The organism is Methanoplanus limicola DSM 2279 (assembly GCF_000243255.1).
GTDB classification, from domain to species: Archaea; Halobacteriota; Methanomicrobia; order Methanomicrobiales; family Methanomicrobiaceae; genus Methanoplanus; species Methanoplanus limicola.
On sequence record NZ_CM001436.1, the window covers coordinates 408077 to 430974 of the forward strand.

Genomic DNA, 22898 nt, shown 5'->3' on the forward strand with positions numbered 1-22898 from the left:
GAAAGAGTGTTTACTACGAATTCAAGTCAGATAATAATGTAAATATTACTGACACAAGATCAGTCCTTGACTTTGCCTTAACACCATTAACTGAGGGCATCTGGGATATTGAAATGGGGCAGGAATGTTCATACTCAACGATCAATGAAGATGGAATTCCAATTGAATACCCATTTAAAACACTGAAAAATGGCAGTATATTAGTAACATCGATTATAAAAGGTGATTTCAATGGAAATGGTTATGTTGATATAGGCGATGCCTCCAAAGTTGCTTTCATGGTGATAGGCAAAGTATCGGAAGATCTTGGTGCAGATTTTAATGTAAATGGATTTGTTGATATAGGTGATGCATCAAAGATCGCATTTTATATTGCTGGTAAAACTGGAAGTTTATGAATTAAATCTCCTGGAACTATTCCGGAAAGCAAGCCACAAGCCTTCTGCCGCAGCAGGAGGTGCAGTGGCGGTAATGGGATCAGCCGAATGCCTCTGAGGAACTCAGAGGAATTGGGCGTGAGCAGGCTGTGCAAACCGGATAAAATAGCGAACTTTTCACGGCTGAGTGAAACGAAGGCGGGAAGAGTGAGCGTCCGGAAGTAGTGTTAAGCGAGTGAAGGAAAGACTCCGGCAAACCGGATTCCAGTATCACACCCGGCAAACCCTGGTGAAGTGAAAACTTCCGGCAGGGGATTTCAGTATAATAACCGGCCCTCCCTCATCAGCATAGATCTGCAACAACTTCTTACATAATTCACCCAGCCGGAAGTTCATAAATACTGTAATATTGCGTATGTACTAAATACTATCCTACCCTTTCTGCTATGTAACGCAGTGATGACAATGGGGAAGAAGGAATTAGACAAAGCATATGTGAGTCTTGCTGAAAGAACAGTAGAATCACAAATGATAGCTGAATTGATGGAGGATTACGGATTTGCAGCAGCAATTGCAAGAAGTCTTAAAGATCTCTTCATGTCTTATTTTAACACCTATCTGGGCCATGAAAAATCTGATGGGCAGATGATATACAGAGTAATTCCCAGTGATGTACCACCTGGGATCGAGGTAAGTAAGATCAAAACTCTTCCGGTTCAGCTAACCCTCTGTGATGTAAGTGACATTGAGATCATGAACAAAAGCTCTGTTGAGCTACAGAGACACCGAATAATCAGACTTACCAATGAAGCATATGATCAGGGAGGTGTCCTGACACAGTCAGATTTGTCCGTTATGTTAGGTGAGAGTCTCAGGACCATATCAACCAGAGTTTCTGAACTTAAGAAAGAAGGCATCATAGTACCAACAAGAGGAAATAAAAAGGACATAGGGCCTGGGGTCTCACACAAGGTAAAAATTGTTGAACTCTATCTCAAAGGATATGATTTCACTGAGATCAAAAGGAGAACACGACATAGTAGTGAAGCCATATCAAGATATCTCAATGATTTTGCCAGAGTATCATGTCTTGATGACATGAAGCATAGCATGGAGGAGATCAGAATTATCACAAATCATTCGGAAAACCTGGTAAAACAGTATCTTGATCTGAAAGATTCTCTCCTTGATGAAAACACAATCCGGAGATATGAACAGTTAACAGCCAAATTTGCAGGCGGGAAAAAAAAATCACCTTACTCTCAAAGGGGAGACAGACTCTTCAATGTCATCAGGGAGGGAAAAAATGAAAGTAGATAAGATGACCAGAACGAAAGTTGAATCGTCACTTAAAACCAGCATTGTAAATCTGATAGACAAGGATTATACAATGATAAACGGCGACAAGATCAAGCAGATGTTTGCTGAGGACGTTGTAAATCTTGTAAGAGAAGAGTTCCGTGAACTTGATTCTGTTGAAACAGGGCAGATACTGTGGATAGGCATCCATAAAGATGACAAACCATCATACGGCAAAAACGCCGGTAATATTCAGATGGTTCCCATCTCCCTCTCTTTGATAGCAAAAGAAGATCTTGATATGACAGCGGAGGGCTATTCAAAGCAGGAAATTCGTGAAAAAAGAATTGTGAGGCTTTTTAATGAAGCCTACCAACAGAGTGCATTACTTTCAAACACAGACGTAGGAATGATAATTGGTGTAAGTCCAACAACAGTCAGCAAACAGGCCAGAGAATTCATGGAGCGGGAGAAAGTTGTTCTACCAACAAGAGGAACAATCCATGACCTTGGTATGGCAACCACACACAAGAAGATAATCATCAGATTATACATGGATGGTCATCTGACACCTGCTATAGCCAGAATAACAAACCATTCAGAAGAAGCTGTTGATAGGTACATCAGAGCCTTTGAGAAGGTAAACCTTCTTAAGGATGAAAAACCTGAATATATCCATTCAGTAACAGGGATGAGCAACTGGTTGATCAAATCTTATCTGGATATAATCGATGAATTCCCGGAAACAGGTGATGAAACGTGAAAACAATATGCGTAAAGAAAATGTGCCTGAACCAAAATATGGTGGGTTGGAGCACATACGCAATATTGCCGATTAGGAAATTATCACCCGGAAAAATACCTCCTAACACAGAAATACCAAATATCCGGGAAACCTGCAAAAACAGTGTAAAACCCAAAAAACCGATCCACACAGAAAGCCTGTATCCCCTTTTCTAAGCCCACCCCATACAAAACATCCTCCGGAAAACCGGCGCCTCTAAAAAGGCCCGTATAAATCAAAATTTCAGCGACATATCAGAAATAAAGCCCAAATCCGGCACAAATCTCAACCCTCAAAAAGGCCCAATCTAATCAGTTTATTCCCGGAAAAAGCCCGGAATAAGCTTTAAAATATCATACATTCCGGAAATTCATTCACATAAAACAATAAAAAATGAAATATTGGGATTTGATAGAAATTCAGGGGATTTATGGGGATTTGATACGAATGAAGGAATTAACATCAACTGAGTATTTGTGCAGGGCGGTCATGACAACATAGGAAAAAACAGCAGGTACTGGGGGCATGTACCTGCATAAAAGGAGATGGTGAATCTCCGGTGTAAACCCTTACACCAGAGCTGTTACCCCATCTGCCCATGTTTCAACCTTGGTCCGGATGGATTCATCCGAGTATGAGGTGAGCCTTGCATTATCCCTGCCGATGGTGAGATAATAAATTTCGCCGTTTACATCATGGCACTTCAGTGTGCTTGAGAAGGAATCTTTCTCTGAATTATGAATACAATCTCCGCCGATAGCTGTTGCAAGTGCAGTGTCAGCAAGAACAGCTGTCACAGCAGCATTGTATGCTGCAACTGTGGGGCACTTCACAGAAAGTGTACCAACCGTTTTTGCGTCATTATCCTCAAAGATAAATTTCGCGGTGTAGTACTCCTTTGAAACTGCTATTCCATCAACAGCAGCGCCTGACTGGTAATAATCGGTGCATTCAAAGGGATTGTCTTCAATAAGTCCATCCACAACTGCCTGGAAAACCGAGAGATCACTAATAGAATTAGTAAACTCCCTGTTTGACGATTTGGTGTTTGTTGTCTCTACAAAATCTGCCACTTATTCATCTGCTCCTGGTATTTTTCCGGCATGAAGCCGGAATACCTGACTTTTTGGTGATCAAATTGCCTGCTTTTACCATGGATTAATCACAGACAATAATTATATTGGGCAGTCATCATTATTAAATGATCCTAACAATCAGACCGAAATTTTCGCATTAAAACGCAATTAAAGAATGTTATGCAGACATAATGAAGAAATATATTAACCATTCCGGCAAAAAGAATAATCAAAATAATTACCGGAATAATTCAGCTGATAAAAATGCAGGAAAAGACCACCCGTGAGATGATTATAGAGACAAACCGGGATGTAAAGTGGATGTGCGAGACGCTTAAGAGGATTGACAAGTGCAATGAAGATTTAGAGGGCCGGATCAGAAATCTTGAAGGCTGGAAGTCTGAAGCGGTTGGAAACGAGAAGAGAGGGCAGCAGCTGTCAGCCGGAATCGGGGCCGGGGCCGGCGGGGTTATGGCGGTTGTGTTAAAGCTGCTTGGGGGCGGGTGAACTTCCATCGAAAACTAAATCCATTTTATCCCCCTGTATGCTTTTTGCTATTAAAAAATGGTTAAAAATGAATTATAAGATATTTCATTTCTTTATCTTAATTGATTTAACTTTCAGTTTATAGCACTTAGAGAAAATTTCAGGATCGTCTATTTCCTGAATAATCTTTTTCATTGCAATTTTCCCAAAGTGCTGATTATTAGTTCTAAAGGTTGCCATAGCTGCATGAATGGTTTTATAATTTTTCACTAAATTTTCAATTTCAAAAGTTTCACCAAATTTCTTAATATCTTCAGAATTCATTGGCCCAATATTATATTTTGGATCAATGATTGAAACAAGTGCACTTTTTTTTGGATCTTCATAAAGACCTGAAAACCACTTTGAAATAGTCATATAGTTTCTTTCAAGTCCATTTTTTTTCAATTTTTCATGAACTTCAACAAATGAGTACTTTTTTCCTACTTCAACAAGGGATGATTTCCATTCAGATACGTAACTTACTAACAAATCTATATCGTCTAACTTCTCAGATACATTAGCATAAATTTCATTTTGTAAAAATTTAATTCTTAAATCATTAGGCACACATATTATTGTATCATTCTTTTGAATAGAACGTGGAGAAATCCACTGAAAACGCCTATAATTAAGTTCTTCATTTTCCCGAAACAAAATTACATTTTCATGTCCGTAAATTATCAGATTCTCAGCTTCATTTTGGTTTAAGTAATATTTATTCTTGTCAATAAATGTGTCAGAGTATTTATTATCATCACTTTCAACTGGGTCTCCAAGAGCAAGGATTTTTAGAAATCTGGAGTAATTGTCGGGGTTTGGTGAATAATTGGTTAATTGAATTTGATAATCATTATGAGTATTAATATCTGTTTTTACTATCTTGGACTTTGATGTTTTACCCTTGAGTTTAGACTCCAAATCCTGTTCATATTCATAATTATAATATGAGTTCATTGTGAATTGATTCATATACAAATGACACTCTTTCGAATTATTATATAGTAAAGAACTTTCACTCACATATATACAAAGGACAATTTCATCAGATAAATTAATAGACGCATGTAATATCTCATTAGAAGGTACAAAAGGAATAATAATAGCATCAAATGACTTCTCATCCATCAAAGAATCGGAAAAGAAACTTTCTGGATAACATACTGAAATATTTGAAGTACCCATTTTTTTAGCATTGTCTTCATTTTCAATACAATATCGAAATCCATCTGAGACCTGCTTATTTGGAAGTAAAATAAGGATTTTTTTGTTTATTCTTATGGCATCATTAATAATTTTCAATAAAAACTTATATTTCTCATTTGTATCACTCAATTTTTGTTCAATATTTTGACATACTCCTTTTAAAATTAAAGAATCATGCCAACCAATGTGTGAGTTTTGACTTATAGATTCCGAAGGTGGTACCCCTAAATTAAAGTCTTCAGAGTCTTCTGAATATTGACAATAATCATAATATTTTAGTGGAATAACTATTGAGGAATAAAAATATCCAAATGACTCAATCAAAGGATTTAAATTCTTTTCATTTAACCTTAATGCTTCAACTTCTGCAAAAAATAAGTCAATAAAGTCTCCTTTCAATTTTTTTATAACAATTTTACCTTTTTTTTGGGTCTTTGATTGAGATTCTATGAATTGATAGTTTTTCCACCCCCCTTTAGCTAATGAACCAAGGCAGTCATCATAATTAGAAGAGAGTTCATAAATATCTCTTAAGGTAATAATGCAGATTTCTTTATTTGCATAAAATATACTATTTATTGATTCAGGTTTTCTAAAATATACAATTAAGTCATTATCATTGATATTTCGAGGAAGTTTATTTTCATAAATTTTGATTTTTGCAGATTGGAATTTTAATAATAGACACTTTAAATCAACTTTTTCTGTATGCATCTCATATAGCATACTACTAAGAAAAGCTCTGCCAATTGAATCTGTTATAAAATAAACAGTTCCAAAGTCTTTTTCAACAGCCAAATAAAGGATTTCAGTTATTACAGAACGAAGAATTAGAGTGCAGTTTTCAGGAATTGTAAGTATATATTTAAAGTTCTCCTGATTTCTGATATCAGAAGAAAATCCATTTAACAAATCTGATTCAGAACTGTTTAGTTCAATAAAATTCCCCCTATATTTAATAATCTTCCGTCGAATTAAATTTTCAAACACACATTGATTATTTTTCACCATCAACATTGACTATTGTAATATACTCCCCATATAATTTACTATTTGTAATTCTTGTCAATTTTAAGGTTAAAATGTAAAGGAATATATTGTTAGAAGCTATAGTTTTTTTGGGGAGCTATAAAAATGATTGACCCTTTGGGATCTTATGAATATTTGAGAGATAATTATATTTTATATTTAAAGACTAGATTTTCAACCCGCTATGAAGATGTTGAAGCGGAAAGAGAATTTCTTTTTAAAGAACCTGGAATAATAAGCAAAGAACCCTGGATAGAACCGATGCAAAAGTTTAGATCATCAGGAAAAAATATTCAGGATTTATCAGATAATGACCTTCCAGGCATGGATAATGAAATCAGAGAAGATTTTATCGAGTTTTGTCAAAATGGTCTAATTGGTGATTTTCCTCTATACCAGCACCAGCTTGAAATGCTTACAGATTCTCTAAGTGGTAAAAATTGTATAATTACTGCTCCTACAGGTTCAGGGAAGACTGAAGCATTTCTTTTGCCAGTTGTTGCTTCACTAATTAAAGAATCAAAAAAATGGAAGGTGCCCTCTCGACCTGACTTAAAAATAAATGATTGGTGGAGTGATGAAAATTATATCGCTAATTGGACAAAAAATATAAGAAATACGAAAAATACATTAAGGGTTCCACAGAGAAGTCATGAAAAAAGAGAACCTGGTTTAAGGGCATTAATTCTTTATCCAATGAATGCATTGGTTGAAGATCAACTAACGAGGCTTAGAAAAACTTTCGATTCTGATAATTCAAGAAACTGGCTTAAGAATAACAGAAATAATAACAGATTCTACTTTTCAAGATATAATAGTTCAACACCAATAGCAGGACCCGAATATTCTCCTCCTCCAAAAAACCAGAGGGGAGACTTCCGGAAAAATTCGCGTTATCCTAACCGGAAAAAAATATTGAACTTAGCTGAGAAATTAAAAAAAATTGATGATATTTCTGAAAAATCGTTAGAATATGATAGTGTCACTGGTAAAAATGAAGCCAGATATTTTTTCCAGCGCCTGGATGGTTCAGAGATGCGATGCCGCTGGGACATGCAGGATCATTCGCCAGATATTTTGATTACTAATTTTTCAATGCTTAATGTAATGCTGGTACGTGAAGATGACGGAAAAATATTTGAACAAACCAAAAAATGGCTTAATGAAGACAAAGAAAGAATTTTTCATCTTATAATTGATGAGTTACATTTATACAGAGGTTCATCTGGAGCTGAAGTAGCCTATCTATTACGACTTTTATTATACAGAATTGGTTTATATCCCGGACATCCACAACTGAGAATATTGGGCTCCAGTGCATCATTAAATCCGGATGACAAAGACAGTAATGAATTTATAAAGAACTTTTTTGGAATAAATTCTAATTTTTCAATAATTCCAGGTTATTATGATTGTTCTTCTGGAAAAGAAATTAAGGATTTTTTAAATCCTGAACCATTTATTGAGATAACAGCCTCTCTTCCCAAACCATCAAAAGAAAAGTTACAAAAATTCTCTAAGAATATCTATCCTGAAGGAAGATACAATGAACCTGAAGAAGCTGTAATTGAAGCCATAGAATCAGATAAAATCGCATTAAAATCAAGAATAGATAATATTTGTCAATACGATGATAAAGTTAATGCTTTTTCACTATATGAATTTGGAGAACTGATTTTTGGTAAAAATTTAAGCAGGGATCAGTATTTTGATGCGGTAAGGGGATTGTTTTATATTCGTTCATTATGTGATAATATAAGGATAAGTAACCCAAAAGTCCGGGAGAAATTTGGCGAAAAGTCACCTTTACCCACATTCAGACTGCATTGGATTTTCAGAAATGTTGATGGCTTATGGGCATCTGCAAGTCCTGTTAAAAATAATTCAGACCGAACAGTTGGGAAACTATACTCTCAGCCAAGAATCATTTGTGATACAGGAGAAAACAACAGAGTTCTGGAATTATTTTTGTGCAATCACTGCGGTACACTATTTTATGGAGGCAACAGATTAACACTTGAACGGGGAAAAACTGAACTTTTGCCCGTTGATGCCGATATTGAAGGAATTCCGGATAAGAACATTTCAACATTATCTACAAGGAAAACATATAATGAATTTGCTATATTCTGGCCTTGCGGTAATGAAAAAATCAACACTGATGTTTTAGAGGGATGGTCCCAACACTCTCCGTATGAGAATACAAAATGTCAGGCTTCATGGATAAAAGCCAGTCTTGACAGTAAAACCGGAAGAGTAGAAAAGGGTCATAAAAAATCAGAGAGTGATCCAAAAAACTGGATTAAAGGTTATATATTTGAGCTTGATACAAAAGATAAAGGAAATTATGGCTCAATGCCTTCTGTATGTCCACATTGTGGTCAGGATTACTCACACCCCAGTAAAAAAATTAAGTCCCCTATTAATAATTTCAGGACTGGTTTTGCAAAAATCAGCCAGATATTAACCAAAGAAATGTTTCTCCAACTTCCAGAAAATACACAAAAAATGGTTGTATTCTCTGATAGCCGGGAGGAAGCTGCAAATATTTCCTCCGGGATCAGCAAAAGCCACTATGCTGATGTATTTAGGGATATGTTGGTGCATGAACTAAATATTTCCGTCTCTCAGGAGAATAAAATAATTCAGGATTTCAATACAATTATTGATGATAATTCTGGAGACATAGGAAACTTAAATCCAAATTCTATAATTGAAGATATCTTAACTGGAAATATTTCTCTTAATGATGACTTTGGGCAGTATGTAAAAACAAAGCCCGGTGAAGCTAAAAAAATTCTTGAATCACTAATTACTATCAGATATGGCATTCCTGATGGACTTCCATTAACAATTCGGGAGAGTATTAAATCAAATTACAACTCAGCAGAGTTATATCTCCAGGATATTGAAGAAAAATCAAAATCAAGAGTTGTAAACGTTAAAAACCTGGTTGAACCTCCTAAAAGTTCTTTTTCTCACTGCGGCATTTTAATTAAAGACCTTCTCTCAATTGGAGTAAATCCTGCCGGTTTGGGGATTCAACATCAATATTTAAACTGGGGGACTGAAGACTCACCAAAATGGGAACACTGGGCTAAACTCTTTGATATTGACAACTTAAGATGGAATTCAGACATATCACAGGATGCTGAAAAAGCAAAGACAGTAATCAGAAATCAAGTCCGGAAAAACATATGCAGAGTTCTTTTTAGTCCTCAATATTTAAATTTTGAAACAGCAGGTCTTGGTTACCCTAAATTAATAATTGACGATAATAAGCTATCTGACTATGCATCAAGGCTTAATATTGACAAAAAAACAGTATCTGAAGTCTGTGACTCGACTATAAGAATTCTTGGCTCCCATTTCCGTCATGAAGCTTCAGATTATATGCAACATGAATGGCCAAATTATTTGTCTGCAAAAGCAGGCTTTAAAGATTATCTCCGCGCTGTATTTAAGGAATATAATATTGAAGAAAATATGGGTGGAAATATTATCTGGGAGATTCTGAATGATGCCGGCCACAAAAACGGATTGATTGATACCTATTCACTTGGGATATTTGTCAGCCAGGAAAATGATCCTGTTTGGGTTTGTGATGTGTGTAAAACGCCACATCTCCATTATTCTGCGGGTATATGTACTGAATGCCAAAATAAGCTTCCATCAGAACCTCAAAACAGGTGCAGTGAGCTATGGTATAGGAATTACTTAGCAAAACCAGCCATTGAAGGAAGAAAACCAATTCGGATCCATTCTGAGGAATTAACCGGACAGACAGACACTCCGGAAATCAGACAACGTCTCTTTAAAGGATTCTTCCTGGACCAACTTGATGAAGAAAGGGAACTCGTAAAAAATATTGATGAAATTGATGTTTTATCAGTAACAACAACAATGGAGGTTGGAGTAGATATTGGCAACTTACAATCAGTGATGCTTGCTAATATGCCTCCTACACGCTTTAACTATCAACAAAGGGTTGGCCGGGCCGGAAGAAGAGGCCAGGCATTTTCAGTTGCTCTTACATTATGTAGGGGAGGAAGAAGTCATGATGAGTATTATTATGAGAATCCCGGCAAGATTATTGTAGAGCCGCCCCCCGTTCCCTTTTTAACAATGGGTCCAGATCAAATCCAGATTGCTGAGAGATTAATTGCCAAAGAATGTTTACGAAGAGCTTTTATTCAGGCTGATGTGCATTGGTGGAACTGCCCTTCGGGTGGTGATGTGCATGGAGAATTTGGATATTCATCAGGTGATTTAAATTCCAATATAAATTCCATATATTGGGAAGATGTTTCTTATGCAATAAAAGAATGGACTAGTAGAAAAAATATTGGCAATATTTCAGAGAAACAAAGTATAATAAAAGCAATTTTAGGAACTTTGGATTCTGATCTTGAAGAAAAAATATTGACTTATATTGAAGAACTTCCTGAGAATATCGAAGATTGCATAATTAACCCAGAATTGACCGGAAAAGGTCTTGCTGAGAGAATTGCTGATGGTGGTATTCTGCCAATGTATGGCTTACCCACAAGAGTCCGTGCATTATATCATGGATTATATGGGTCAAAACCCCGTACTATTGAACGTGATCTTGAGTTGGCAATAACAGAATTTGCTCCAGGGTCTCAGAGGACCAAAGATCATGCTGTTCATACCTGTATTGGATTTACACAACCTTTAGTTAAACAGTATAAAGGATGGATGTTAGCATATCCAAATGAAAATCCTCTTCCATATCGTAAACAAATGCTGCGCTGCTCAAACTGTGGATATGTTAGGGTTTCAGACAGTATCAAAAAAACCAAAAACTGCCCATTATGCAATGAGAGTTATAATGATAAATTGAAATATTATAATATTGCCTCACCTGCTGCTTTTAGGACAGACTTTTCAAAAGGAAATAATTCTAAGAGAAATGAAACGTATTTCGGTTCATCTCCTGCAATAGCAGATATTGGAGACAGTGATAATTTTTCTTTGAATGAGTATAATTCGGGTATATCTTTTATCCCTGCCGGAAGAATCTGGAAAATTAACGATAATAATGGAAAATTATTTGGTGGCGGTGTAGTTGAAACAAAAGGATTTAAGAGGTCTAAAGAAAATGACAAATTCTATTCCCAACACCTAAGATTTAAAAATCAATGGATTTTTGAGAAATATCTGGATTATGTATCTGATTCTGATGCTAAAATAAAGATGGAGAAGATTGCTCTGGCATCCGGAAAGACAACAGATATAATTAAAGTTAAACCGATAAAAGTTCCCCGGGGTCTGACTCTTGATCCTTTCTCTTCAAATGGTGGTGTTAAAGGAGCAGCATACTCTGCAAGTTTTATCTTAAAATCAGAAGTTGCAAAACTACAGGATATTAACCCTGATGAGATAGAAATATGTAACTATCAACGGAAATGGACAGATTCTGGTTTTGTGGCAGAATTATTATTTAATGATAAATTACAAAATGGCTCTGGTTTTGTACACTGGATATATAACAACTGGGAAGAATTACTGAAGAGAGTTGTTATAACTGAGGATGAGGATTCTTTTGTTTCTCACTTAATCTCTGAAAAACACAGAAAATCCTGTAAATCTGTCTGTTATGATTGTTTATTGTCATATGATAATATGAGATACCATGGTATTTTAGACTGGAGAACAGGGTTGTCATATCTAAAGTCTATTTACGATCCAAATTATAAATGTGGGCTTGATGGGAACTTTGACTATCCTGAACTGATTGACTGGCAGGGTATAGCAAAAGATATTTCTGAGAATTTTTCGGCATCATTTAATTTTGATTCCGTCACATCTGATATTATTCCAAAAATATATCATAAAAATGGTATTTCTCTTATAGTCCATCCTTTATGGAATACTGAAGAACCTTCTGGTATATTAAAAGACGAAATTGACAGTTTAAATTCAAAAAATATCAGTTTTATTGACACTTTCAATCTTATAAGAAGACCAAGCTGGTGCAGAAAAGAATTAATGTAAGTGGAGATTTGATAGATGCTTGAAGGCTGGAAATCTGAAGCGGTTGGAAACGAGAAGAGAGGGCAGCAGTTATCAGCCGGAATCGGGGCCGGGGCCGGAGGGGTTATGGCGGTTGTGTTAAAGCTGCTTGGGGGCGGGTGATTCTTCAGGCAATCTGAACTCTTTTTGGCTCCGTATTTTTCAGAGCCTGAATTTTCACCTGTTTGTCCGCATATGATCATTTATCCGGGAAAATTATGAAAAATGATGAAAAAACGACAAAATAACCTGATTTCCGGCGATTCTCTGGAAACATGATTATATTTAAATATAATCTCAGAGCATAACTATCTGTTTACAATTGGTCAAACATTATGAATTAAAGGACACAAACCCAAAAGAGAACTTAAAATTTCGGGCAACAAAAAGAGATATTCAGGCTGTGACAGAACTACACCTGTATTCCTTTAGATTCTGCTGTAAACCAAAATCCCGACCAAAGAACAATAACACCAGTTCAGGAGTAAAAATGACCAGAAGAGAATTAACCTGTAAACCCATCACTGAATCAGAGAGAAAAAGGATTATTGCCCGGATGTCGCCCGAAAGCATAATCATCTCTGAAGGTGTTAAATGGAGTGAAAAGGGATATACTCCTTCATTTGAGGATACAGATAAGGTCCTGATGAAAGCCGCACGGCGGACATATAAGGCCCTTAGTCATAAATAACCAATGAAGGACTTTTTTATTTTTGCCGGACCAAATGGTTCAGGAAAATCCACAATTATTAAGGGATTACTCTCTGAAAATAATGTAATCTACTTAAATGCCGACTATTGTGCCCGTGCTGTTCCTCTGATTGCAAAGATGCCTGATGGTCTTGAGAAATCAGTTCGTGCACAGAAAGAGACTGAAAGGCAGATTGAAGAGATGATCTCATCCGGAGAATCTTTTGCATGGGAAACGGTATTTTCTCATGAAAGCCGTCTTGAAATTATGAAATCTGCAAAAGTGGCAGGTTACAGAATTCACCTGAATTATATCACAACAAAGCATCCTGATATTAATGTCCGCCGCGTTCATGACCGTTTTTTAAGGGGAGGACATGATGTTCCGGAGGAGAAGATACGGGGAAGGTACAAACGCTCAGTTTCATTTTTGCCTGAAATGATTCTGGCTGCCGATGAGGTTTTGATATATGACAATTCCTATGATAATGCCAATCCGACACTTCTGTTTCAGAAATTAATGGGAAATGAAGATGATAGCGGACCGGATATGATTGTCTGGCAGGTGGATGATAAAGAAGTGAATGAGTGGGTTATGACTCATGTGATTAAACCACTTAATGATATGGATATTTTCGTTCACTGCTTAAAGTGAAGTTTTAGCCGGAAAAAACGGGAGACTCAGATTTCCTCCTCTAAGAGCTGCCCGTTCTCCATTAACCACCGCTTCGCCTTATCCATCTCTATAACTCAGAGCTTACGGAAATTTATGATGCTGACTGCATTCCGGATTATCAGAATTACAGATACTACTGTGGATTAAAGTGTAATTACCGGTCCGGCGATGTTGCGTATCTGATATTTACTGATGAAAAGAGGTTGTTGCACGAATGAAAATCAATGGATAATTAGATAATTGGCGAATGCATATGGGTCAAAATTAGCCAAAAAATTACCTAAGTGTCTAATTAAATTGTCTTATTGTCTATGGAGTAATAGTCACGCAACAGCCTCAAAATATTGTTCTGTATTACCAGGATGAAAAAGTAAAAGAGAGGTTTGATAATTGGTTTGAAGATGTTACGGTGTATATTATCTGAAAATAAATACAGATAATTTGTAAATCTAAATTAATAAGTTGTAGTTAATAGAACTAATTCACATAATCCTTCATGGATATGATATTTAGCAATATTGTATGGTTCCTGTATACATCATTTATATTAGAGCATGAATTAAAAAATATATTGTGATCGCAATACCTCTTATTCATCTCTTTTAAGAATAATTTTGCCATGATTTTCCCGCCCCCGACCATTGTAATTATGACCATCAAGACTATTTTTGGATTTATTATATATGAGTATAGTTACTCCATGGTGAATATTCATGATCATTTACAATTTTTCAAGTAAAAAATGTATTTATATGGATAATATAAGCCTTTATCATCTGAAATAAAAATCGAAATCTATTACATATTAAAAATTAATCATCCTTCATGCAAATTCCAGTTCCTGGCCAATGTGTAATTGTCAGAAAAAGACCTGCTATAGTACGTGAATTGGATGAAAATTCAACAATAAAAGATGGTTTTATTCAACACCTGATAGAAGTTGAATATATTGATGAACATGATTATCCACGTGAAGATAAATTAATCTGGGAAAGAGAATTAGATGCTAAAGTATTCGCATCTTTTAAATTTCCTGATATAGGCAATATAAATCTTAAACCGGACACTCCTGAAAGATATAAGAGATTTATTGATGCGATTAAGTGGACCAGTCAGGGATTTTACTCATATCAAAATGATTCAGTAACCTATAATCCTACAAATTTAGTATCACCAAGTTTTAGTTCAGTTCAGGTAGAGGATTACCAACTATTTCCGGTTCTAAAAGCACTTACGATGCCAAGAGCCAATCTTCTCCTTGCAGATGATGTAGGTCTTGGAAAAACAATTGAAGCTGGTTTGATAACTCAGGAACTAATCAGAAATAAGAAAATAAGAAGAATCATTATCATATGTCCTTCAGCCTTGCAGATTCAGTGGCAGGACGAAATGAAGGAAAAATTCAATATTGATTTTACAATTCTTGACACTGCTCAGATATTCAAAATGCAGAGAGAATTAGGAATGGATGCAAATCCATGGAAAATATACCCCCGGATTATTATTTCAATGGATTATCTTAAACAAAAGGATATATTGAACAAATTTATACATACATCACAACAACTCAATCCTAAAGATTCTGCTATGCTTCCCTGGGATCTTTTAATAGTAGATGAGGCGCACAACCTATCCCCATCCAGATTCGCTGATGAAAGTCTAAGGTGCTCTATGCTTAGAGAAGTCTCAATGTATTGTGAAAATCATCTGTTTTTAAGTGCAACTCCACACAATGGATATACCGTTTCCTTTACTGGTCTTCTGGAAATGCTTGATCCAATAAGGTTCCAGCAAAAAGCAGTCCTTGATGAAGAGGACATGTCAAACATCAGTCAAATTATGATCCGGAGAATGAAAGACGATTTAAACAAAGGAGAAATCCAAAGATTTCCTAATCGTTTCATTCAAGGACTTCCTATAGAATTATCCCAAAAGGAAGTTCAGTTATATGACGCTCTGAGAGAATACAGGGTTGGTGTTACGAGGAGTATTTCAAAATTCGGTAAAAAAGAGCGTATTATTGCTGGATTTATTTTTTCCATTTTAACAAAGCGTCTTCTTTCAAGTACTTATTCTTTTGCCAAAACGTGGTGGAATCATGTGGAAAGCACAGGACTTGAAGAATTTGGTATTAATGAAGCAAACGAATCAATGAAGCGTGCAAAGGCTCCCATTGAAGATGATACTGAAAAAAGTCAGAGGGAAATGGATGCAGTAAGGCACGGTGGCAGTTGGCTTTCAAACTATCGCGATCTTGTTAGTCCATATCAAAAAAGAATTTCAGAGCACCTCGAAAGCATGGGCTGGAGTAAAAGAATAATTGATCAGGAGATCAATGAATCTAAAAAATTACCAACAGATTCTAAATTTGATGAATTATATGACTGGATTCAAAAATATCTCATGATCAATAAGAAATTCCTTGCAGATGAACGGGTAATCATTTTTACAGAATATAAGAATACCCTTGATTATCTGGTTGCTAAGTTTAAATCTAAAGGGATTACAGAACCACAACTTCAGACATTGTTTGGCGGTTCAGCAGCCGAACAAAGACGAAAAATAAAGAACGCATTTAATGATTCAGCGTCTCCCCTAAGAATACTCATTGCAACTGAAGTTGCTGCCGAGGGTTTGAATCTTCAGCAATCCTGCAGATATGTTATTCATCAGGAAATACCATGGAATCCAATGCGCCTTGAGCAAAGAAACGGCAGAGTTGATCGACACGGACAATCAAGAGATGTAACGATATTTCATTTTGTATCGGACCAAGTTGATGAATTAAAGTTTCTGGACTTTGTTGTGTCAAAAGTTCATAGAGTAAGGCAGGACCTTGGCAGTGTTGGGAAAGTTCTTGATGAAACTGTAATAGAATATTTCACAAAAGGCACTGTTACAAGTAAAGAAGTTCAGAAACGTATTGAAATTACTCAAAGAGTTGCCGATAACTCTTCAGATACATCCAGTGCGGACTCCGGATCGGCATCAAAATATTCCGGTGCAATAAAGCAGTATTCACAAACAATGAGAAACCTTGGAATTAATGAAGAATCCTTTGCAAGAGTATTAAATCAGGCAATGATTCTTGAAGGGGGAGAAATTAAGGAAAAGGGAGATAGATCTTATATTATAACTAAAACACCTCCAAGATGGAAAAATCTTATTGAGAATACTATTCTTATCTCAAATAACAGTAAACGTGGAGCACAACCAAAGCTTGTTTTCTCTCCTGACAGAGTTCAGGAAGAAATTAATGGAAGAATGATTTTTCAGCCGGGAAAAGATACCCGTCTTTTGATGCTTGGGCATCCGGTTATGCAAAAAGCATTATCTATATTTAAGAGAAGAATGTGGATTTCTCAAAAAAATTCCGGAATGAACAAATGGACTGTTGAATCCGGAAAGTTAACTGATAATCTGGATGCTGTATTTATTCTTACATACGAAATTTCCCTCAGAAATAAACTTGGAGAACGTTTTCAGACCGGCATTCTGGAAATACCATTAGGATGTAATAATGGAATAAAACCTATTTCAGAAGCATATTTTGAGGAAATGAAAATTAATTCTGATGACATCCATGAAATTTCTGAATCAGTAGTAGTTGCACATAAATTTATAATTTCAAAATGGAATCACGTATCTCAATATTCTAAGGAATTAATTGCTTCAATTGAAGATAGTCTCAAAGATTCAGTTAAAGAAAATTTGGAAATTGAATTTAAGAAAGAGAGAAAGGAGCAGATGAAGTTATTTGCTGAACGGCGTAGTTCTCTTGAATTCAAAAAAGATGAGCGTTCCTTACAAAAATTAAAAACAGAGATGTTAACTGCTGCTGAAAAAGTAAGGCAGTTAACTTTTGATGAGGAGGAAAATCTCATTAGAAAAGAGGAATATGATAATCTAAAACTCAGAATTACAGAAGCAGAGTGGGAACGTCAGCATAGTCACCGGGAGAAATTAAAAGAGAGACTTGACAAAGAAGAGAAAAGGATTATTGAAAAAGTCCTGCCGGGCAGATATTCTCTTGATGAAGATGGGATTGAAATACATCCAGTTGGAGTCCATGTAATTTTAAGGGAGGGTGTTTTCTGATGGCCGAAGATTTAAGTATAAACAGCTGGTATATGGAACTCCGTCAGAACGGAATGCTCCTTTCTGCATCCGTTCTTGATTCTTTTTTACCGGAAGGACCTGGAAAAATTTCAGAATATCTTTACGAAAAGCTGAGGGATTCATATACTTCATATCTCACGAGAATCTCTGAGGACTCATCGGATTCAGTTATTCTGAATAAATGGTTAAATGCAGTCTTTGAGCGTTTTTTAGACTATAAATCATCAGACTGGCAGAAGCATACAGATATTGATGAAAAGTTTTGTGTACTTGAGAGTAGTTTTTCCGGTGGCAAACTAAAACCAGACCGTGTTCTTCTTGAAGATGGAAACCCTGAGAAACCTAAATTCCTTGTTAAGATTGAAAAAGATGCAAAGCGTGTAGGAATGGGGTGTGGGAGGGCATCATATAGTTCTTTTGTGGAACTCTTACGTGAAACAGGTGTCCATCTTGGTGTACTCACAAACGGAAGACAATTCAGAATAGTTTATGCAGGTATGGACTTTGATGTCTGGACTGAGTGGGAGGCAGACCGGTGGTTTGAAGATGCAACCGGGAGGACGCAGCTTGCAGGATTTCGTTCAATTGTCGGCGCGAATGGTACTCAGGAAAAAGAGGGGTCATTGTATCCATTTTATGATGCAGTTCTTGATAGCCGGACAAAGCAGGGAGAATTATCACAGGTCCTTGGAGAGCAGACCCGTGAAGCTGTTGAGTATTTACTTCAGGCTTATGATGAATCACGACGGACTAATCCTGGAATTGATGATCTATTATTAGACCGTCCTGGAGGCAATGGCAGAATTGACGATAGTGAAGCATATAATGCACTTTATCAAGCATCTATTCGCCTGGTGATGAGATTTGTTGTGACCTTATTTTCTGAGGCACGGAGCCTTTTGCCTGTTGAAAGTGATATTTACTATAATTCATATGGGCTGGATGGGCTGTACTCACAATTCCGTTCTACAATATCGGCAGAAGGTGAAGGTGCACTTGAGGATCAGGGACATGCATGGCCACGTATGCTTGCACTTTTCAGGTTAATTTCAGAAGGTTGTGAGTATAAAGATCTTACTGTTCCGGAATATGGTGGTTCTCTTTTCAGGAGTGGGGACCTGAATAGTGACGATGCTGTTATGAGAGCACTGGCACTTTATGAAGATCAGCGTGTTTATATTTCAGACTTTGTCGTTTACAAGGTGCTGAGTCTTTTAAAATTTGGAAAGGTGAAAGCGAAGGTTGGAAGAAGTACAAGATGGGTTTCTGGCCCTGTTGATTTCTCAGACCTCAGAACTGAGTATATCGGGATGATGTATGAAGGTCTTCTGGATTATCATCTTAGAAAAGTTACAGATGAAGAAAAAGCTGTAATCTTTCTGAATATAGGTAAACAGCCTGCTCTGCCATTATCTCTCTTAAAATCAATGCAGGATAAAGACATCAGGGAGCTGATAAAAGAACTTTCCAAAGAAAAAGTCCAGGACACGGGAGACGAAAGTGAAGAAGCAATTGAATCTGAAGGTTATGATGAAGAGGGGAATCTTGATGATTCAGACTCAGAAATTATTGAGTCACAACCGGAAGAATCCATAACTGACAATGAAGTTTTCAGGGAAGTGTTTGCCCGGGTATGTCATGCAGTTGAAGTTTCAAAACTTGTTAAGAAGACACAAAATAAAGATGAGACTATTTATCAAACGGAGGTCCGGGAAAAAGCTACTCAGATAATCCGTAAAGTGGTTTATCCTGGTCAGATGTACCTGATCCGTGGATCAGGAACAAGGAAAGGTACAGGAACATTTTATACAAAGCCTCAGCTTGCGGTCCCTACTGTCCACAGGACACTTGAACCATTGGTCTATAACATTAAAGGTGAGAATGCTGTTAAGATTCCGAAACTTCCGGATGAGATTCTTTCATTAAAAATTTGTGACCCGGCGATGGGTTCCGGGAGTTTTCCGGTTAGTGCTTTAAGGTACCTGACAGGTGCCTTATATGAAAGTCTCTGGCATCATAAAAAAATCAGGGGACTATCATCTGGTGGAACTATCATTCAGCTTCCATTCATAGATTCCGATACGGGAAAGAATTATGAGGAGTTTCTTCCGGAATCTACCAGTGATGAAAACTTTGATTTACGTGCATTGGGAAGGCTTAAGAGGCATATTGCAGAACGATGTATCTACGGCGTTGATTTAAATCCGCTTGCTGTTGAGCTTGCAAAACTATCCCTGTGGGTTGAAACAATGGATAGGCAGCTTCCATTTACTTATCTGGACCATAAGTTAAAATGTGGGAACAGTCTTGTTGGCTGCTGGTTTGATCAGTTTGAAGAGTATCCTGTGATGGCATGGCTGAGGGAAGGTGGCGATAAAAATCATTCAAACGGAGTTTATTATAAAAAAGAAGAATGGACTAAGGCCATAAAAGACACACTAAATGATAAAGTAAAACTTCAGCTTATTGCTCATATTGAAAAAACTACCTCCGGACAGACAGGTATTGAAAACTGGACTATTGACAGTAAAAAAGGACATTCTGTTCATAAGAATACTCTTTCACTTTTTGAGAGCCTGCACTCAATTCCCATTCAGGAGACAGAAGAGAGAGAAAAATGTTACAAAGAGAGATTCATAGGCGATCAGGATTTTAAAGATTTAAGGCATGCCTTTGACCGGTGGTGTGCAGTCTGGTTCTGGCCTGGAGACTGGCTTGATGAAGATGGCCCGACTCCTGTTAGATTTTATAATCCAACCGACAAATTCTCAGAGAGAGTCAGAATAATTGCAGCAGATAATAAATTTTTCCACTGGGAAATTGAATTCCCGGACGTATTTGTTGAAGGTGGCGGCGGTTTTGATGCTGTTATAGGTAATCCTCCCTGGGAAATATCAAAACCAAAATCACAGGAATTTTTTTCAATATATGATCCAATTTACCGGACAAGAACCAAGCAGGATGCGATATCGCTTCAAGAACAGCTTTTTGAGCGTGATGAAGCTATTGAGCGTTCGTGGTTGTTGTATAACTCCGGTTTTAAATCAATGTCCAACTGGAATAAGAATGCAGCATTCCCATTTGGTGATCCTCAGGATGAAAATATTGGGGGTTCTAAATTTTCTTTTACCAGAAGCCCTAAAAAGAACAAGACAAACCATGACAACTGGAGAAAGCATCGTCTTAATAATCATGGATATGCTGATCCTGCACATCCATTCAGGCATCAGGGTTCTGCGGATATAAATACATACAAAATGTTCCTTGAATTTTCACATGCCCTATGTCGTGAAGGCGGACGTATTGGAATGATTGTCCCATCCGGAATTTATACAGATTATGGTACAAAGGAACTTCGTGAGCTTTTCCTTGAAAAATGTCAGTGGGAATGGATATTTTGTTTTGAAAACAAAAAAGGGATTTTCGATATTCACCGTTCATCTAAATTTTGCCCCGTAATAATTCAGAAAAAAGGCAAAACTGATGTAATAAATGTTGCATTTATGAGGCATAATCTCTCAGACTGGGAAAATCCAAAGAATTATTCTTTCCAGTATCCTGTTGATCAGTTATATGTATTCAGTCCGGAAAGCAAGTCCATTCTTGAAACTCAGACAGGACGTGATATGGATATTATATCAGAAATTTATTCTAATTCTGTTCTTCTTGGTGACCAGGGTTCTGAAGGATGGGGAATTAATTATGCCAGAGAATTTGATATGACCAATGATTCAAATCTTTTCCCTCCGCTTGCCTGGTGGGAAGAACGTGGTTATACTCCTGATCAATATGGCAGATGGCTGCCACCAAAGGAAAATCCTCCTGAACTAATCTATAAAAATAAAAAAATTGGTGAAGCCGGAGATATTGCCCTTCCCCTGTATGAAGGAAGGATGATTGGCCAGTTTGACTTTTCTGAGAAAGGATGGGTCAGTGGGAAAGGTCGTTCTGCAAAATGGAGAGACATTCCCTGGGACAAAAAAGTTATTGAGCCTCAATTTTTAATAAGTAATACTTGTACCCATGATAATGAAGACATTAGACAAGCAAATTTAAGAACAGTCTTCATGGATGTATCATTTGCAACTAATACCAGAACGATGATTAGTGCCGGAATTAAGGGTTTCCCCTGTGGTAATAAAGTACCTCTATTAATATCATGTAATTCTTCGGAAACAATCAGCATATCTTTAGTATCTATATTAAATTCATTTGTATTTGACAAACAGTTTCGGGACAGACTTGGTGGTTTATCATTGAATTATTTCATAGTAGAAGAATCTGCACTTTTGAAATTTAAAGAATATACTCATTTAATCAAATATGGTTCAAAGATAATATTATCTGACATTACTTATGCCAATGATTGGATTAAACTATTGAAGTTGAATTATTTTGATAACTCAAAGCACTGGAAATCCCTTTGGGCAGTAACTCCACATGAACGCCTTCGCCTGCGTTGTATTCTGGATGCAGTTGTTGCAGAACTATATGGAATATCATATGAAGATTTTGCCTGGATTTTACGTGACTGTGGACATTCTCCGGAATACATAAATAAAAATTCCAAAGAATTCGATCCAAAGGGCTTCTGGAGAGTAGATAAGACAGAAGATCCTGAAATTCGACATACTCTTCTTGCCCTCAAAGCCTATGCTGACCTTAAAAAAATAGGCATTGATGAATTCTGCAAACTAAATGACGGTGACGGATGGATGATTCCGGAAGAGACAACCTTTGAGGTTTTAAAAGACGGAACTATTGCATTTGATACTCCGGGAGGCGTAACTGTACCGGTAAGGGAAAGACTTGGAGATAGGTTCTATGACTGGCAGTTTGAAGGAACACCTGAAGAGAGCTGGGCAGAGTGTGAGATGCATGCCAGAAATCTTCTTGGAGATGAAGAATTTGAGAAGATGATGAATGAGACTGAAGCAGAGGAATCACCCTGTAATTCCGGAAAAGAAATCAATAAAGTTCTTCAGAAAGCAACCAGTCAAAAGGAAGTATTTGACAGGGAGGAAAAGAAGCAGAAAAATCTTGGAGATTTTTAGTTGAATAAAATCAGAAAGAATCACAAT

General features: G+C 36.7%; 11 protein-coding genes and 1 pseudogene. 10 read left to right on the forward strand and 2 right to left on the reverse strand.

Features of this window, described 5'->3' with window-relative positions; translation table 11 throughout:
* The 3 genes and pseudogenes from METLIM_RS01965 to METLIM_RS01975 all read left to right on the forward strand — a co-directional run.
* Positions 1–398, forward strand: a pseudogene (locus METLIM_RS01965) (hypothetical protein); the annotation flags it as partial.
* A gap of 444 nt (positions 399–842) precedes the next feature.
* Positions 843–1697, forward strand: coding sequence for a DUF1670 domain-containing protein (locus METLIM_RS01970; RefSeq protein WP_052300866.1), 855 nt, complete (start codon positions 843–845; stop codon positions 1695–1697).
* On the forward strand, positions 1684–2439 hold the full coding sequence (locus METLIM_RS01975) for a DUF1670 domain-containing protein (RefSeq protein WP_004076179.1): 756 nt from the start codon (positions 1684–1686) through the stop codon (positions 2437–2439). Before METLIM_RS01970 ends, METLIM_RS01975 begins: the two co-directional genes overlap by 14 nt.
* Positions 2440–3029: 590 nt before the next feature.
* On the opposite strand, the gene METLIM_RS01980 is transcribed toward METLIM_RS01975, so the two are convergent.
* Entirely contained in the window at positions 3030–3533 is a 504-nt protein-coding gene (locus METLIM_RS01980; RefSeq protein ID WP_004076180.1) for a hypothetical protein, read from the reverse strand.
* A 267-nt stretch (positions 3534–3800) separates the two neighbouring features.
* Here METLIM_RS01980 and METLIM_RS01985 point away from each other — a divergent pair, with 267 nt between their 5' ends.
* The gene (locus METLIM_RS01985; protein ID WP_004076181.1) at positions 3801–4043 is read left to right on the forward strand and encodes a hypothetical protein; all 243 of its coding nucleotides are present in this window, start codon (positions 3801–3803) and stop codon (positions 4041–4043) included.
* Positions 4044–4127: 84 nt separating this feature from the next.
* Here METLIM_RS01985 and METLIM_RS01990 read toward each other — a convergent pair whose 3' ends face one another.
* Positions 4128–6257 carry a hypothetical protein gene (locus METLIM_RS01990; protein WP_157202207.1) on the reverse strand — a complete coding sequence of 710 codons (2130 nt, stop codon included), beginning with the start codon at positions 6255–6257 and terminating at the stop codon, positions 4128–4130.
* 144 nt (positions 6258–6401) lie between these two features.
* Here METLIM_RS01990 and METLIM_RS01995 point away from each other — a divergent pair, with 144 nt between their 5' ends.
* The 6 genes from METLIM_RS01995 to METLIM_RS02015 all read left to right on the forward strand — a co-directional run bounded on the left by METLIM_RS01995 (position 6402) and on the right by METLIM_RS02015 (position 22871).
* Positions 6402–12314, forward strand: a complete 5913-nt coding sequence (locus METLIM_RS01995; protein ID WP_004076183.1) for a DEAD/DEAH box helicase — start codon at positions 6402–6404, stop codon at positions 12312–12314.
* Between the two features lie 15 nt (positions 12315–12329).
* Positions 12330–12455 carry a hypothetical protein gene (locus METLIM_RS17485; protein WP_004076184.1) on the forward strand — a complete coding sequence of 42 codons (126 nt, stop codon included), beginning with the start codon at positions 12330–12332 and terminating at the stop codon, positions 12453–12455.
* A 367-nt stretch (positions 12456–12822) separates the two neighbouring features.
* Positions 12823–13023: a hypothetical protein gene (locus METLIM_RS02000; protein WP_004076185.1), complete on the forward strand. Its 201-nt coding sequence runs from the start codon at positions 12823–12825 to the stop codon at positions 13021–13023.
* A gap of 3 nt (positions 13024–13026) precedes the next feature.
* Positions 13027–13677 (forward strand): AAA family ATPase, encoded by a 651-nt coding sequence (locus METLIM_RS02005; protein WP_004076186.1) that lies wholly within the window; start codon positions 13027–13029, stop codon positions 13675–13677.
* An 846-nt stretch (positions 13678–14523) separates the two neighbouring features.
* Entirely contained in the window at positions 14524–17796 is a 3273-nt protein-coding gene (drmD, locus tag METLIM_RS02010) for a DISARM system SNF2-like helicase DrmD (RefSeq protein ID WP_004076188.1), read from the forward strand.
* A complete protein-coding gene (locus METLIM_RS02015; protein WP_004076189.1) occupies positions 17796–22871 on the forward strand; it encodes an Eco57I restriction-modification methylase domain-containing protein in 5076 nt (1691 codons plus the stop codon). The genes drmD and METLIM_RS02015 overlap by 1 nt, the downstream gene beginning before the upstream one ends.
* The last annotated feature ends 27 nt before the right edge of the window (positions 22872–22898 follow it).

Excerpts from the sequence above, each read along its gene's own strand:
- METLIM_RS02000 (WP_004076185.1), top strand. The coding sequence starts at position 12,823 with ATGACCAGAAGAGAATTAACCTGTAAACCCATCACTGAATCAGAGAGA.
- METLIM_RS17485 (WP_004076184.1), top strand. The coding sequence starts at position 12,330 with ATGCTTGAAGGCTGGAAATCTGAAGCGGTTGGAAACGAGAAGAGAGGG.
- METLIM_RS01995 (WP_004076183.1), top strand. The coding sequence starts at position 6,402 with ATGATTGACCCTTTGGGATCTTATGAATATTTGAGAGATAATTATATT.
- METLIM_RS01970 (WP_052300866.1), top strand. The coding sequence starts at position 843 with ATGGGGAAGAAGGAATTAGACAAAGCATATGTGAGTCTTGCTGAAAGA.
- METLIM_RS01985 (WP_004076181.1), top strand. The coding sequence starts at position 3,801 with ATGCAGGAAAAGACCACCCGTGAGATGATTATAGAGACAAACCGGGAT.
- METLIM_RS02015 (WP_004076189.1), top strand. The coding sequence starts at position 17,796 with ATGGCCGAAGATTTAAGTATAAACAGCTGGTATATGGAACTCCGTCAG.
- METLIM_RS02005 (WP_004076186.1), top strand. The coding sequence starts at position 13,027 with ATGAAGGACTTTTTTATTTTTGCCGGACCAAATGGTTCAGGAAAATCC.
- drmD (WP_004076188.1), top strand. The coding sequence starts at position 14,524 with ATGCAAATTCCAGTTCCTGGCCAATGTGTAATTGTCAGAAAAAGACCT.
- METLIM_RS01975 (WP_004076179.1), top strand. The coding sequence starts at position 1,684 with ATGAAAGTAGATAAGATGACCAGAACGAAAGTTGAATCGTCACTTAAA.